14 protein-coding genes are annotated in these 14,134 nt (G+C 70.4%); 5 read left to right on the top strand and 9 right to left on the bottom strand.

From position 1 onward, the window contains the following. Positions 1-3: 3 nt before the first annotated feature. Positions 4-489, bottom strand: coding sequence for a cation:proton antiporter regulatory subunit (locus tag B079_RS0111695; RefSeq protein ID WP_026248595.1), 486 nt, complete (start codon positions 487-489; stop codon positions 4-6). Positions 490-684: 195 nt separating this feature from the next. After that, a complete protein-coding gene (mgrA, locus tag B079_RS0111690) occupies positions 685-1,731 on the bottom strand; it encodes an L-glyceraldehyde 3-phosphate reductase (protein WP_018545985.1) in 1,047 nt (348 codons plus the stop codon). A gap of 401 nt (positions 1,732-2,132) precedes the next feature. Between mgrA and proP the strand changes: the two genes are divergently transcribed. Then, positions 2,133-3,638 carry a glycine betaine/L-proline transporter ProP gene (gene proP, locus B079_RS0111685; protein WP_018545984.1) on the top strand — a complete coding sequence of 502 codons (1,506 nt, stop codon included), beginning with the start codon at positions 2,133-2,135 and terminating at the stop codon, positions 3,636-3,638. A gap of 84 nt (positions 3,639-3,722) precedes the next feature. Here the strand turns inward: proP and B079_RS35815 are convergent, their stop codons facing one another. Continuing rightward, entirely contained in the window at positions 3,723-4,130 is a 408-nt protein-coding gene (locus B079_RS35815) for a hypothetical protein (RefSeq protein WP_018545983.1), read from the bottom strand. A gap of 176 nt (positions 4,131-4,306) precedes the next feature. On the opposite strand from B079_RS35815, the gene B079_RS0111670 reads away from it, so the two are divergent. From B079_RS0111670 to B079_RS0111660, 3 genes are all read left to right on the top strand, one after another. Continuing rightward, positions 4,307-6,130, top strand: coding sequence for an XRE family transcriptional regulator (locus B079_RS0111670; protein WP_158684971.1), 1,824 nt, complete (start codon positions 4,307-4,309; stop codon positions 6,128-6,130). Between the two features lie 322 nt (positions 6,131-6,452). Continuing rightward, positions 6,453-7,775 (top strand): hypothetical protein, encoded by a 1,323-nt coding sequence (locus B079_RS0111665; protein WP_158684969.1) that lies wholly within the window; start codon positions 6,453-6,455, stop codon positions 7,773-7,775. A gap of 84 nt (positions 7,776-7,859) precedes the next feature. Continuing rightward, positions 7,860-8,285 (top strand): helix-turn-helix domain-containing protein, encoded by a 426-nt coding sequence (locus tag B079_RS0111660; protein ID WP_234016781.1) that lies wholly within the window; start codon positions 7,860-7,862, stop codon positions 8,283-8,285. A 255-nt stretch (positions 8,286-8,540) separates the two neighbouring features. Here the strand turns inward: B079_RS0111660 and B079_RS36540 are convergent, their stop codons facing one another. The 5 genes from B079_RS36540 to B079_RS0111635 all read right to left on the bottom strand — a co-directional run bounded on the left by B079_RS36540 (position 8,541) and on the right by B079_RS0111635 (position 12,454). Then, complete coding sequence (locus tag B079_RS36540; RefSeq protein WP_420705769.1) at positions 8,541-8,708, bottom strand: transposase; 168 nt, start codon at positions 8,706-8,708, stop codon at positions 8,541-8,543. 125 nt (positions 8,709-8,833) lie between these two features. Further along, entirely contained in the window at positions 8,834-9,100 is a 267-nt protein-coding gene (locus B079_RS35810; protein WP_018545978.1) for a helix-turn-helix domain-containing protein, read from the bottom strand. A gap of 244 nt (positions 9,101-9,344) precedes the next feature. Continuing rightward, the gene (locus B079_RS0111645) at positions 9,345-10,049 is read right to left on the bottom strand and encodes a hypothetical protein (protein ID WP_026248592.1); all 705 of its coding nucleotides are present in this window, start codon (positions 10,047-10,049) and stop codon (positions 9,345-9,347) included. After that, positions 10,046-12,025, bottom strand: coding sequence for a hypothetical protein (locus B079_RS0111640; RefSeq protein ID WP_158684967.1), 1,980 nt, complete (start codon positions 12,023-12,025; stop codon positions 10,046-10,048). The genes B079_RS0111645 and B079_RS0111640 overlap by 4 nt, the downstream gene beginning before the upstream one ends. 216 nt (positions 12,026-12,241) lie before the next feature. Continuing rightward, the gene (locus B079_RS0111635) at positions 12,242-12,454 is read right to left on the bottom strand and encodes a hypothetical protein (RefSeq protein WP_018545975.1); all 213 of its coding nucleotides are present in this window, start codon (positions 12,452-12,454) and stop codon (positions 12,242-12,244) included. Between the two features lie 872 nt (positions 12,455-13,326). Between B079_RS0111635 and B079_RS0111630 the strand changes: the two genes are divergently transcribed. Continuing rightward, positions 13,327-13,632 (top strand): hypothetical protein, encoded by a 306-nt coding sequence (locus B079_RS0111630; RefSeq protein WP_018545974.1) that lies wholly within the window; start codon positions 13,327-13,329, stop codon positions 13,630-13,632. 101 nt (positions 13,633-13,733) lie between these two features. Here B079_RS0111630 and B079_RS31765 read toward each other — a convergent pair whose 3' ends face one another. Next, on the bottom strand, positions 13,734-13,997 hold the full coding sequence (locus tag B079_RS31765; RefSeq protein ID WP_018545973.1) for a hypothetical protein: 264 nt from the start codon (positions 13,995-13,997) through the stop codon (positions 13,734-13,736). Positions 13,998-14,134 lie beyond the last annotated feature (137 nt).

The following is a 14,134-nucleotide window of genomic DNA, read 5'->3' as shown; positions in this document are numbered from 1 at the left end:
CGATCACTCCCTGCCGAGGATCGCCGCGGCCGCGTCGACACCCTCGCGGGTACCGATCACGATGAGCGTGTCCCCGCCGGCCAGCCGGAAGCCGGGGCCGGGGGAGGGGATGGCGTCCGCGCGGCGCAGCACCGCCACGATCGACACGCCGGTCTCGGTGCGCATCCGGGTCTCCCCGAGCAGCCGCCCGTTCCAGTGCGAGAGGGAGGACAGCGAGATCCGCTCGGCCACGAGACCGAGTTCGGTCGTGGACAGCAGGTTCGGGCTGTGGTGCGTCGGCTTGAGGGCCCCGGCGACGGCCTCCGCCTCCGCGCCGGTCAGCTGGACCGAGAGCGCGCAGGTGTCGGGATCGTCCTCACGGTAGGCGCTGAGTGTGCGTGACCCGTCGCGGTGGGCCACCACCGACAAGCGGCGTTGTTCCTTGGTGGTGAGGTCGTACCGGACGCCGATTCCCGGCAGTGGTGTCCTACTCGTGCGTGCGGCGCCCATGGCGACCCCCCTGACTGACTTGACTGTTTCTTGAAGTGGCCATTACCGGCACCTTACCTTGACGGTGCATGGCCACCCGAAGAAACGGGCTGGTCAGGGGGCATATGTGCCCATTTGTCCCCCTGCTTCGGAGACCGGCCGACCGCCGAGACAGGGGGAGGGTAAAACGCCCGGGGCGCGGGGAGCCAGAGGGACTCAGCCGCCCATGGTGCCCAGCCGGGCCTCCCGCCACAGGTCGACACCGCCGTCGGTGGCGTACTTGTCGATCTCGGCCAGCTCCTCGGCGGTGAACTCCAGGTTCTCCAGCGCCGCCACGTTCTGCTCCAGCTGCTCCACCCGCGAGGCGCCGATGACCAGCGAGGTCACCCGCTCGTCCCGCAGCGCCCAGGCCAGCGCCATCTGGGCCAGGCTCTGCCCGCGCCGGGCCGCGATGTCGTTCAGGGCGCGCAGCCTGCCCCGCATCTCCTCGGTCAGCCAGGCCGGGTCGAAGGACTTGCCCTGCGCGGCCCGCGAGTCCTGCGGCACGCCGTCGAGGTAGCGGCCGGTCAGCAGGCCCTGCGCCAGCGCGGTGAAGCCGATGACGCCGAAGCCCTCCTCCTCGGCCGCCTCCAGCAGGCCGTCCGTCTCGATCCAGCGGTTGAGCATGTTGTACGACGGCTGGTGGATCAGCATCGGCGTGCCCAGCTCGCGCAGGATGGCCGCTGCCTGCCGGGTGCGCTCGGCGTCGTAGGAGGAGATGCCCACATAGAGCGCCTTGCCCTGGCGGACGGCCGTGTCGAGCGCCCCCATGGTCTCCTCCAGCGGGGTGCTGGCGTCCAGCCGGTGGGAGTAGAAGATGTCCACATAGTCCAGGCCCATACGCTTCAGCGACTGGTCCAGGGAGGCCAGCACATACTTCCGCGAGCCACCGCCCTGACCGTAGGGGCCGGGCCACATGTCCCAGCCCGCCTTGGTGGAGATCACCATCTCGTCGCGGTACGGCGCGAGGTCCTGCTTCATCAGGCGGCCGAAGTTGATCTCCGCCGAGCCGTAGGGCGGACCGTAGTTGTTCGCCAGGTCGTGGTGGGTGATCCCGAGGTCGAAGGCGCGCAGCGCGATCTCGCGCTGGGACTCGAAGGGGCGGTCGTCGCCGAAGTTGTGCCAGTAGCCCAGGGACAGCAGGGGGAGGTCCAGCCCCGAGCGGCCGGTGCGCCGGTAGCGCATGGTGCCGTCGTAGCGAGCGGGGTCCGCGACGTGGTTCATCGGGTGTTCTCCGGATGGTGCCGTAGGGGGTGCCCCGAGACGAAAAGGGGCTGGTCCACCCTGCGCCTTCATGATTCGGAAGTCCAACCGCCGTCTGTCATGGAATTGAGCGCCGTGGTTTCTGAATCGGCTGGGTGTGGCTGGGCGCGGCCGTGTGCGGCTGTGTGTGGCTGTGTGTGGCTCACCCCCCCCCTGTGTGCGGGTGGCACCGCATTTCCCACCCTTACGTGTGCGGTTCCCCCATGTGCCTGTTGTCGGTGTGACGTGTGAGGCGTGGGGCAGCAGGATGATGCACAGGGCAAAGACCCGGTGCCGCCGGGGTGCGCGCACAACGGCAGTACCGGCGGCGAAGGGAGCGGCACGTGAGCGGTGCGATGTCCGACGGTGAACGACCGCACAGGATGGGGACCAAGGCATCGCAGGCCGTCACGGCGCTGCCGCGTCAGGTCCGCGAGGAGCTGACCCGCAGACTCCGCCGCAACCGGGGCGCGTTCGGCAAGGACGACGTCCAGGTCGTCGAGCCGCCTCTGCTCAAGCGGGCCGTCGGCGCCTCGGCGCTCGGCAACTGCATGGAGTGGTTCGACTTCGGCGTCTACAGCTATCTCGCCGCCACCATCGGCAAGGTCTTCTTCCCGGGCGCCTCTCCGGCCGCGCAGGTCGTCTCCTCCTTCGCGACCTTCGCCGCCGCGTTCGTCGTACGGCCCCTCGGCGGCCTCTTCTTCGGCCCGCTCGGCGACCGGCTCGGGCGGCAGAAGGTGCTGGCCACCACCATGATCATGATGGCGGTGGGGACCTTCGCCATCGGCGTCATCCCCGGTTATGCCTCGATCGGCATCGCTGCCCCGATCCTCCTCCTGGTGGCCCGCATGGTGCAGGGCTTCTCCACCGGAGGGGAGTACGGCGGCGCGACCACCTTCGTCGCCGAGTACTCACCGGACCGCAGGCGCGGCTTCCTCTCCAGCTGGCTCGACTTCGGCACCTTCGTCGGCTACGCCCTCGGCTCGGCGCTGGTCACGGCGCTCAACCTGTGGCTCACCGACGCCCAGATGCTCTCCTGGGGCTGGCGCATCCCGTTCCTGGTCGCCGGGCCGCTCGGTGTCATCGGCCTCTACATGCGGCTCAAGCTGGAGGAGTCCCCGGCCTTCCAGCAGCAGCTGGACGAGCACGAGAAGAGCCTGGCGCAGGAGTCGGCGGGCAGCGAGTTCAAGGACATCATCCAGCGGCACTGGCGCGGACTGCTGATCTGCATGGGCCTGGTGCTGCTCTACAACGTCACCAACTACATGGTCACCGGCTATCTGCCGACCTACCAGACCGAGACGCTGAAACGTTCCAGCAGTTCGGCCGACGTACTCGTGCTCATCGGCATGGTGTGGATCGTCATCCTGATCACCTTCCTCGGCCGCCTCAGCGACCGGGTGGGCCGACGGCCGCTGTACGGCTGGGCCGCCGCCGCGATGATCATCCTCGCGATCCCGGCGTTCCTGCTGATCAAGGCCCACGGGACCTGGCTGCCGATCCTCGGCGTGCTGATCCTCGCCACCCTGCTGGCCTGCTTCGCCGCCCCCAGCGCGGCCACGCTGCCCGCCCTCTTCCCCACCGCCGTCCGCTACGCGGCCATGGGTATCGGCTTCAACTTCGCCGTCGCGGCCTTCGGCGGCACGACCCCGCTGGTCACCGCCGCGCTGGTCGACGCCACGGGCGACGATCTGATGCCCGCGTACTACCTGATGCTCGCGGGCGTCATCGGCCTGGTGACCGTCAAGTTCCTCCCCGAGACCGCGCAGATGCCGCTCAACGGCTCCCGGCCGATGGTGGGCTCCCGGGAGGAACGGCGCGAGCTGATCACGACGTCGAAGGAGCTGTACGCGCTGGCGCAGGAGCGGGCGGGGACGGGGCGGGGCTGACGGCGGGGAGGGCCGGGGCCGACCCCGTGGGTTCGGGTTTCCGGCTGCTCAGGTTGTTCCGTCTGTTCCGGTTGTTCAGGCTGTTCAGGCTCCGGACGGTGTGGCGGCCTTGAGCCGCCACCCGTGGCCGCCGCAGTCGTGCCGCAGCGGCGGGAAACGGTGGCCCTTCACATCGGTGCTGTACTCGTGCGCTCGGTCGCAGTCGCACTCGTAGATCCCGGAGGTGGGGACGACGTCCCCCGGGTGAAACAGCTCGGCAGCAATGTCGTCACTCATGATTTCTGTGTACAGCGAGCTGTGGGACGGCGCGAGCGGAACGCCGCGCCGTGCGACCGGTCCCAGCCCCGCCAGCAGCTGCCCGAGTACACGCGCCGCGTCCCGCCGCCGATCCGCCCGAGCGGACCACACAGCGGGCAGCACCACCCCGACGAAGGCGCCCAAGAGCGTCAAGGACAGCAACAGCGCGGGCAGTTCGGCCGAAAGCCGGGACATGGGCTCGTCTCCTTCTTGATGCGCGGGCACCTGGCGTGACGCAATGACCCTGGCAACAAAGGGACGTTCAGTTCGGGAACACCGAAGTACGCGAAACTGCGGAGGCGTTGACGCAGACCGGACCGCACCTGTCCGTTCGTCCGCGCCGAAGCGGGCCGAAGACGCGGGGGTGTGCGGTGGGGGAGACGTCCGGCGCGGTGGCGGACTTCTGCGGACTGCTCCGACGGCTGGTCCGCGGCTGCGGAATCCCACAGAGCGACCTGGCCCGGGCACTGCACCGCAGCGAACCGACGGTCTCGGCCCTCCTCAACGCACGTCGCGCCACGCCACCCTCCTGGGACGACGTGCTCGGCGTGGTCGACTACTGCCGCACCCGAAGCGGTCCCAGGCCGCCCGCCGGACTGACCTTCGACCGGGGATGGTGGCGGCTGCGGCTGGAGGAGGTCGAGGCGAACGCGGCGGTGAGGGCCGTTCCGGGGCGGCCCGGCGCGAGGCCCCGCGCCGGGAGACAACCTCCCCGCGCCAGGAAGCAACCTGCCGTCGCGCCGCCACCGCCCGCCGAGGTCGCCGTCGACTTCGCCGGGGCGATCGAGATCCTGGTCGGCGGACGCCAGGCTTTCCACGGGCTGGCCGAAGAGGTCCTGGAACCGCTGCGGCTGACCGGCGGCACGGGGGCCGACCTGCGCCCGGTCCTGGAAGGATTCGCGGAACGGGTCCGGTCGAGTCACGGCACCGCCCGCACGGCCCTGCTGTGCGCGGCCGACCTGGCCGTCCTCGTGGCGGCGTTCTGCCAGGCCGTCTCGCAGTACGGCATCGTGTACGACCCCGAGCTGGGGCCGATGCGCGATGGGGCGCCCACCGTCGACATCGTGACCGAGCTGGAGCACGTCACCCTCGGCTCCACGAGGGTCGGAACCCCGGCGGGTCGCCGTCACGAGATCGAGACGGCGTACTCGTACGCGGCCGACCTCGTCCACGGAGCCGGAGCCCGTGAAACCGACCCCGGAGACCTGGCCCGGACCGCCTGGCGCCGCTACGAAACCCTGCTCGACCACGTCCTCTGGGACTGCCCCGAACTGCGCCTCACCTCCCACACGGAGGACCCGCCCGAGGCGGTGGAGCAGCCGACCTCCGCTGATCAGAAGCTCCCCACCGCGCTCAGCGCCTTGGCCGACCTGCTGGAACAGTTCGCCGATGGCGCCAAGGCGCCCGACCGCCACCGTCATCTGTTACGCGCGCCCCTCGCGGCAGGCGAAGCCTCGGGACCGCGCATCCCCACCCTCGGGGCCGGTTATGTCGACCCTGCCTTCCGTGTCGCCTCGTACACCGGCTCCCCTGGACTGTCCCGCGACGACTGGTGGCTCCGCATGCCGCTGCGGGACGACTTCGCGGAGTTCCTGGCGGCGTACCTGCTGACCGACGCCGCGACTCATGGCCCCTTGGTGGTCCTCGGTCACCCCGGCAGCGGCAAGTCCCTCCTGACCCAGCTGATCGCCGCCCGCCTCCCGGCCTCGGAGTTCTGCTGCCAACGCGTCGAACTCCGCCACCTGCCCGCCGACTTGGACGTCCGCGGCCAGATCGAGGAAGCCCTGTGGCGCTCGACCGGCCGCCACACCCCCTGGACGGAGGTCACGGCGGGCTCCGGCGTCGTCCGCGTCGTCCTGCTGGACGGCTTCGACGAACTGCTCCAGGCCGCCGCCGACCAGTCCGAGCCCCAGCGCCACTACGACTACCTGCACAGCGTGGAGCGATTCCAGCGCAACGAGAGCGAACAGGGTCGCCCCACGATCGTGATCGTCACCAGCCGCACGGTCGTGGCGGACCAGGCCCGAACGCCCGCTGCCGGTAGGGTGGTCCGCCTTGAACCGTTCGACGATGTCCGGTGTCGCACACTGGCTGTGGACGTGGAACACCACGAATCGCCGTACTTCCTCGACACCGGTTTACGCTTTTTGACGGCCGAGGCGCTTCGACCGCATCGCGAACTCGCAGCCAGCTAGTGCCGTTGATGACGCCGATCACCTACAGCGTGTTGGCGCGCGGTCGTGCTACGAGGTAACCGACATCGACTGACGGAGTTCGTTGTCCGCAACCCACGTCGTGGTCCAAGTGCGGGTGCGTCGTGGCTGATCGCGCAGTTCCCCGCGCCCCTAGGGGGTTGCAGCTCAGGTCGGCTGAGAAGCCTGGTCAGCTGCGGGCAGTCGTGCCGCTGGGGCGGCACGGGTGGGCGCAGCGGCACCCCGCCAGCGGCCGAGCGAATGCCCTGGGGCCTACTGGTTCCGGGTGCCCTTGCGGCACGTTCCCAGTGACCGAGTCGAGGTCTTGGCGAATGTGGGAGAACTGCTTTCTCCGTTGCCGCCCCAACACCGGTCCGACCTGGTCGCGTTACTGGGCGTCCTGTTTCGGCGGACCCTCGCGGACGACTCGCGCCGTACCCTCGTTCCTTACCTCCCGGCCCCAGCCCACCGCATCCGGCAGGACGCGATCTATACCGCGAACCTCCTGCTCCTGGCCGCCCAGGTCGAAAGCCCCCTGCCGGTCTCCCGGGTCATCGGTGGCGACGCCACCCTCGACCGCTGGCGCCGCCAGACCCACCTCTGGCGCTCACAGTTCGGGGAGGCATCCTGGGGCGCCTTCATCACCTCGCTCCGGGTCCAGCCCGTCGACCGCGACACCCGCGACCTCGTCGTCATGCCCGGCACGGACCCCGCCGCGCTCGACCCGGCCTGGGCGCTCGACCTGAGCGGCCTCGGAGAACTTGCGGCCGCCGCGCACGCCGTCGAGCAGCAGCCACTCTCCACCCGTCTGCACACCCTCGCGGCCTTCATCTGGGACGCCGACCTCCAGTGTCTGCTCCAGGCTGTGGCACCCCTGCTCGACCGTGTGCCGGACGCCTTCATCACGTACCGTTTCGACGGCGACAAGGGCGTATCCGCGGCTCACGACCTGATCGCCCTCCTCTGCCGCCCGGACCCACGGTCACCGCACGGGCTGCACCCGGGCATTCTCGAGGGCTTACGGGCGCTCGCCGGAGACAACGGTGCCCTCGCCGTCGACCTCGTCGCGCGTCATCTCCGGGACGTGGCCGATGACTTACCGCCCGGAATCGCCATCCCCCTGCTGGACGACCTGACTTCGCCCCAGCACACCGGTTCCGGTGGGGTCGCCGCCCGGACCTGGCTGGTGCTGGCCGACTGTCTGGCGCGGCTGGCCGGGCGTCGGGACGTCTCCCCTGCCGAACTCGCCCCGATCGCCCGCAGGTTCCGCCGCGAGGCGCCCGCGCTGGACAACGGTGGTACGGCCGAACTGAGGTTGGAGAGCCTGCTCAAGGAGGCGGTGACCACGCACCTGTGGCGAGGAGCGGCCCGCGATGACGCCGAGACGATCCTCGCCACCGCTCTCACCCTTCACGACCACATCCCGGAGGACCGCCGCACGCCCACGCTCGTGATCGGTGTGCTCCGCCTCGCCCGTGACCTCGGGGCCGACGACTGGCTGGCCGTGCACGCCGAGCGCCTGCTGCTGACCCTGGACCAGGATGGTCTGTGGCAGCTGCGGCCGACGGACGTGGACTGGATGTGCCCCGTCGTGCGGAGCCGAAGGCTGCGGGCGGAGTTCGACCGGATTCAGGCGGCCTGGCGGTGACGGGAGTGTCAACCCCGCGCCACTCGACCGGGGTGCGGGGCAGAACGACTTCGGGGGGCGGGTCGTTGGGTCTTAGGCAGATGGATGTTGTGTCTCCGATGGGATGTGCCGGTGGTGTCGAGTTCGCTGCGGGAGCTGATCAGGAGTAGGTTGGATCGGTTTGGCTGGTCTTATGGCGATGTGGCCCGGCGCGGCGGCATCTCACGCTCCACGGTGCATCACCTGGCGACGGCGACCCGCCTCGCGCGCATGCCGCAGGACGCGACGCTGGAGGGTCTGGCCCGCGGCCTCGGCGTCCCGGTGGAGCCGCTGCGGCGCGCGGCGGCCGAGGCGGCGGGGGTCAGCCTCTACTACGAGTCGGTGCCCGAACAGGCCGACCCCGAGGTCGAGATCCTCATCGCGAGCGTGTGCCGGCTCAGCGCGGCGGACCGCCGCCATGTGGCGGTCCTGGTGGAATCCCTGCTGACGGCGGGAACGGCTGCGGCGGAAGCGCCGGAAGAGGCGGAGTAAGGGGAGCAGTCGCCAGCCCGGCGGTGCGCGGGCCGGTGATCCAGCCGATCACCGTCTGCACGGTGGCGGCGTCGAGTTCGGCGATGTCGAAGACCGCCTGGATGTCGGTGGCACCGAGCGGCGCGCGCAGGGTGTCGAGCGCGCTGTAGAGGCGGATGCGCTGGGCCTGCGGTCCGGCGGTGTCCGGCACGGGATGGACGGGGAGGTACGGATGCGCTGTACCGGGCGGGGCTGCTGCTGTGTTCATACTGTCCGTCAGGGGTTCGGGGCGGCGGTGCGGCCGGTCTTGCCGTGGATGCGGGCCTGCCGCATGAGGTGTTCGACGGTTCCGTGGCTGACCGTGACGCCGTAGCGGTCGTGGAGTACCTGGTGGATGCGGCGGTAGCCGTAGGACGCGCCCGACTCGTGATGGATCGTCAGAATCAGCTGGGTGAGCCAGGCGTGGCGCAGGGCGCGGGGTGACGGCGGTCGCTTCCGGTAGGCGTAGTAGCCGGACTCGGAGACACCGAGGAGGGCGACGAGCTTGCTGATCGGGTGTCCGTGCGCGGCTACTTGAGAAACGACCGCGTAGCGCCTTTTGGGGGCATCGCGTCTTTCAGGGCCTCGATCGTTCTGCGGTGCATCAGGATCTCCCGCTCCAGCTCCGCGATGCGGCTGCGGGTCTGCGCCACCTCGGGCCGGGGGACACGGGTCCTGCGCCAGCGGTAGACGGTCTGCGGCGAGATCCGCAGGCGTTGCGCGATCTCCCTGGCCGGACGTCCTTGCGAGAGGAGTTCCATGGCGAGATCACGCAGCTCGGGGTGGTGTGGGCTCACTGGGTCACGTCTCCGGTGTCGGGGTTCATGCCGGTCGCCCGGTCACTCGTACGGGCGGAGCCTGACTTCTCTTCCGGGTCGGGTGGTGCTCTTCCGGGCCGGGCCGGGGCGTGCCGGGGCGGACGCTCCCTGCCCGGTGGTGCGGACGATCTGCCCGGCGGTACGGGCGGTACGGGCGGTCCGCCGGGGCGGCGGGGTCCGGCACCGCGTGCGCGGCGCCGGACCCCGCTCGGGCCGACCGGGGTCAGCGCATGTGGCGGTGCATGGTCACGGTGGGCGCGAAGTTGGTGCGCGGATCACGCGCGTCACCACGCGGGGCACGCGCCGTCTCGCGGTCGAGGATGACCTTGACCTGCTGCGCGAGCGCGTCCGCCCGCTCCCGGATCCGGGCGATGGGCAGCCGTGAGGTCCGCAGCGCCTCCACCTGCCGTTCGATACCGGCGAGTTCGGAGCGCGACGCCTTGCTGAGATGGAACTCGCGCGGAGTGGCCACCACGAACTGGTAGGCCGCCGACAGGGTTTCGCAGCTCGGGCAGTGCTCGTTCAACGCCCGGCTGAGGTTGGTGGCGTTGATGAGCCGGGCATTGCTGCCCGCCGTCGTCACGATCTGGAAGGACAGCGCGATCGAACGGCACGGGGCGTCGGCCGAGCAGCCCGCCGAGACGGCGGTGGCACGGTTGTTGGCGGTGACGGCGACCGTGGGGCCGTACTCGTGGATACGGAAACTCTCGTCGAAGTCGTACATGCGGGTCCTGTCGGCGCGGGAGTTGGCGAGGTCCACCGCGACCGCCGCCCGGCCGGCCGCGCCGCTCGGGGCGGTGGGCGCGGTCGGGAGGGTGACGGCGGTGGCGGGAACGGTGGCGGTCGCGGCCAGCGCGGCGGTGGCCGCCACGCCGATCCCGGCCACCCGGCTCCTGAGAAGACCGGTGTGTGGCTTGCGATGTTTCATGACTGGCTCCTGTGTTGGGGGCGGTGTCCGTCCGGGGGCTCGGTCGGGCTCGCCGGAGCGGACGTGGGCGGGAGGGTGGTCGCAGGGGGCGGCGCCGACGCGGACCCGGAGGGCTCCGGCTCGTCCGAGGAGGACGGCGCGGGCCGGTCCGGAGGCGCGGTCGTGGGCCGGGCCGAGGCGGAGTGCCGCGGAGCGGCAGGCGTCGCGGTGGCGGTGACCGGCGGTACGGCGGGCCGGACAGGGCGACTTGGGGCGACGGGCGTACGGCGGGGCAGCGGACGTACGACGGAAGCGCTCGCCTCCGGCCGCGACGCGGAGGGCGAAGGAGAGCCGGAGGGCGTGGGCGGTGCGGGCCGGGGCGTGGGCGCGGCCGGTTGCAGGACGGGTGTGACCGGCGCCGCCGCCGGGAGCGGCCGGGGGGTGAGCCCCTGCCACCACGCGAACGACAGACCGAGCACGCCCGCGCCCACGGCGGCTGCGAGAAGCAGCCGTTTCGCGGGCCGGTCCCGGGTCGCCCGGAGCGCGGCACGCACCAGGCGGACGCCCACCCGGCAGGCCAGATAGATGCCGCCGGCCAGCGGGCACAGCAGCATCAGGGCGCCGACGACCCCCACGACCCCGGCGGCCGGACGACCGTCGGCGAAGGCGGCGTACGTGCCCGTGCACTGGTGGGCGAGGCTGCGCAGCGCGGTGGTCAGCAGCCGGGGCAGGTTCCACAGGACGTACGCCGTCTCGGCGGCCAGCACCGGGATGACCGCCAGCACCCAGGCGGTGACCGTGATCCGCGCGGGGCGGTTGAGATCGTTCGCCCCCGCGCCCGTACGACGGCGGCGGCCCGGCAGCATGCCCAGCAGGACCGGCTTGATCCTGCCGAACAGGTCGGGCACGCCCGCGAGGTCCCCCAGGATGTAGTAGCCGTCGAGCCGGACGATCGGCATCAGCTGTTCGAGAACCTCGAAGTGGGTGAGGTAGACGGCGGCGAGGAAGACGGGCTGCCCGGTCAGGGCATAGGCGGCGGCCAGCGCCAGCATGAACACGGCGTTGAAGTACACCCCGCCCAGGCCGGTGCGCAGCCGACCTGCCCGGCCCGCCCGGTACACGTCGGTCACGTCCGTGTACATCGACGGCCAGATCAGGAAGATGCCGCAGCCGATCTTCCCCGGCGCCGCGCCGCTGTAGCGGCAGGCCGAGGCGTGCCCGAACTCGTGGAAGAGCAGGGAGGCCACGGTGAGCACGAACAGCGTGATCATCCACACCGGCTGTTCCAGGACCTTCAGCACCGGGGTGATCGCGCCGTGGACGGCGAACAGCCAGATGTCGACGGCGACCACCCCGGCCAGCATCAGCGCCACCATCGGCGGCCAGTGCAGCCACGCCAACGCCGAGGCGATCCGCGCCACTTGCTCCTCGCGGAAGATCACCCGGTGACCGCGCAGGGCCAGCATCAGATCGGAGCGCGGCAGCTTCGCCTCCTGCTCCTCGCCGGGCCCGGGGCGAGTGACGCCGAGCGGCGTCAGCCGCCGCTCCACCAGATACATGACGTTCTGCGCGGTGACCTCGGCGCCGTACCGGCCGCTGACCCGGTGGGACACGGCCTCGGCGGTGCGGACACCGTCGACCGACGCCACGACGAGGTACAGCAGCCGGGACAGCATCAGCATCTGGCCGTCCGCCCGGCGCACCATGTACTTGCGCTCGGTGAACCCCGATCCCCGGTATTCACCGAGCAGTTCGAGGCCGGGGCTGGGGTGGGGGACATGGAGGGCGGCGTCGGGGCCGGTGCCGGACCCGGGGTCCGCCGCCGGTGCCGACGTGGCCGGGACCGGTCGCTCCGTCGCGAGTCCCGGGTCGTGGTCCTGCTCGTCGTCCCGGTCCGCGCTCAGGTCCTGGACCTGGTCCTGAACCTGGTCCGGGCCGGGACGGGGGGCGGGAACCCGCACCCTGCCCATGAGCGGGTCGTCTCCGGACGGCGTCATGGTGGTCTCCACTGCGGGGGAAGTCGATGGGGCGCGCGAGCCGGTACTCCGCGCCCGGGGGTGATGCCCGAACGGTTCTCCTCCGCGCCGTACCGGTGGGCAGGCGCGAAGGAGAACCGTTTGCGCAGGGGCAGAGCCCGCTGCTGTCGAGCAGCACTCGGGAGGGCGGTGCGAGGACGGGCCGGGCAGATCCGTCACCTCGCACCGCCCGGCTTGTTACTGGTTGACGCTGATGCCCTGAGCGGCCGAGGACTGGGCCACGGCGAGCGGCGAGTACTGGTTCACCGCGGCGGACTCGTTGTGGGCGTCGATGGTCGCGACCTTCCGGGTCACGTTCGTCAGCTTGGTGAGGTTGAACGAGAACCGGCCCAGCGCCTCGCGGGACGGAAGCAGTTCGGCGGTCTCGGCCTCAAGCTGGTCGATGTTCATGTGGATGCACCTTTCATCGTTGAACGGATGTGTATGCGCCAGGAGTCGGCCCATCGGGGATGCCTTGGCTCCCCGCCTGTCCTGGCGCACCGCCCCCCGGTGTCCACCGCCGCACCGGCCTGCCCAGGGGGTAGCGGGCGAGCCGGCGGACAGCGACGGACGAACCGGGACGCGGCCCTGCGTCCCCCGCGACCGGGCCATAAGGAGCCCGGCCACGGGGGCCTGAACAGCGAGCCTGCGAGAAGGGAACGCGCAGTCAAACAGCCAACTCGCTGTCCAGAGTCTCTGGACGTTTCGTCCGGAGGTGTCGGACAGTAGCCGAATGGGATCTGACAGTGCAAATCCTCTATATCGGACATAGTTTCAAAATAGACACTCTGTTCCCTTCGGTGGCGGGAGGGCGTGCGCGTGCCTGCGCCACGCCGACGCGTCGAGCGTGGGGGCCTATGCGGTTCGCCCGAGGGGCAACGGAAGTGACGGGCTGTCGGGCAGCGGTGAGCGTGCCCCGAAAAACAAAGGGCGAAAGCAGCGCACCCCTTTATGGGCGACCATCCGTTTTCTCGACGCGATACTTCACGAAAGGCGGGGCGATAAATCGGCCGCATTGACCTCGATGATCACTGATGATCCACCGGCATGAAGCGGTCGCCCCATTCGCGAATTCACCTGCTCGGACGCGCGCTGCCGAATCGTCAGGTACGTGTGGAAAATCCCCCCGAACCCGCCGCTGAGCTGCTGATTTCGCATCCGCGTCACAGCGCGTCGCGGAAATTGGCCGCCCGCCCGACTTGCCTGAATCGCAAGAAAGGTGAGGTAGCGTCAGCTGCATCAACAGGGCCGAACCGAAACCCTGATGTCCGAAAGGAATTTAGGTGAAGACCTTCGCTAAGGCGGTGGCCGGAGCAGTCTTGACGGCCGGCGTTGTCGTGGTCCCGCTCTCCACGCAGGCGGCCGCCGCTCCGATCTCCGCCGCCTCGACCCCGGTGGCGTCGGCGTACCGCACGCTGCCCGCGCAGAACTACGACCACTGGCGGAACAACGACTACCGTCACGGCCGTTACTCCTACAACGGCCGCGACTGCCGCAGCTACGACGACTGGCGTCGTCACTGCAACCACCGCAACGCCTGGGACCGCTACGACAACTACCGGGACTGCTTCCCGCGCTGGCGCCGGTAACCGGAGAAGGCCCGCGCCGCCCGCCGCCGGAAAGTCCGGCGGCGGGCGGCGCCGTCATGCGGGAAGCGTTTTCGCTCGGGTGCGCGCGGCAGAACGATTCCTCAGTCGACCCGCACTTGGAACACGGACAGGACTTCGCCGTCCGCCGTCACGAACCTGTCGGGAACCCCCGCCTCCCACCCCGCCGCCACTTTCTCGAACACGCGGAATTCCGCCGCGTCCAGAACGGCGCGGGCCGCATTGATCAAATCCGTCCGGTGTGATCCGGAAGCCACTGGAAACGGCTGACCCGAGATCAACACCACCGGCTCACCAGTACTGCCGCGGACCACCGCCGTCACCGAAGCTCCGTGCACGAACAGCACGAGCAACCCCTCTCGCCGGAACGGAAATTCCCGAACCATCGATCCCGGCAACGCAAGAGAATAGCCAACAGGTGGCCGGAAACAGAGCAAACGGCGCAACAGCCCCCCGGCAAAACACATAAGCGATTCCGCTTGTG

It is taken from the genome of Streptomyces sp. LaPpAH-108 (genome assembly GCF_000373625.1).
In the GTDB taxonomy this organism is placed as follows: Bacteria; Actinomycetota; Actinomycetes; order Streptomycetales; family Streptomycetaceae; genus Streptomyces.
The sequence above is the reverse complement of the archived record's forward strand: the minus strand, read 5'-3'. Positions and strand labels throughout refer to the sequence as shown.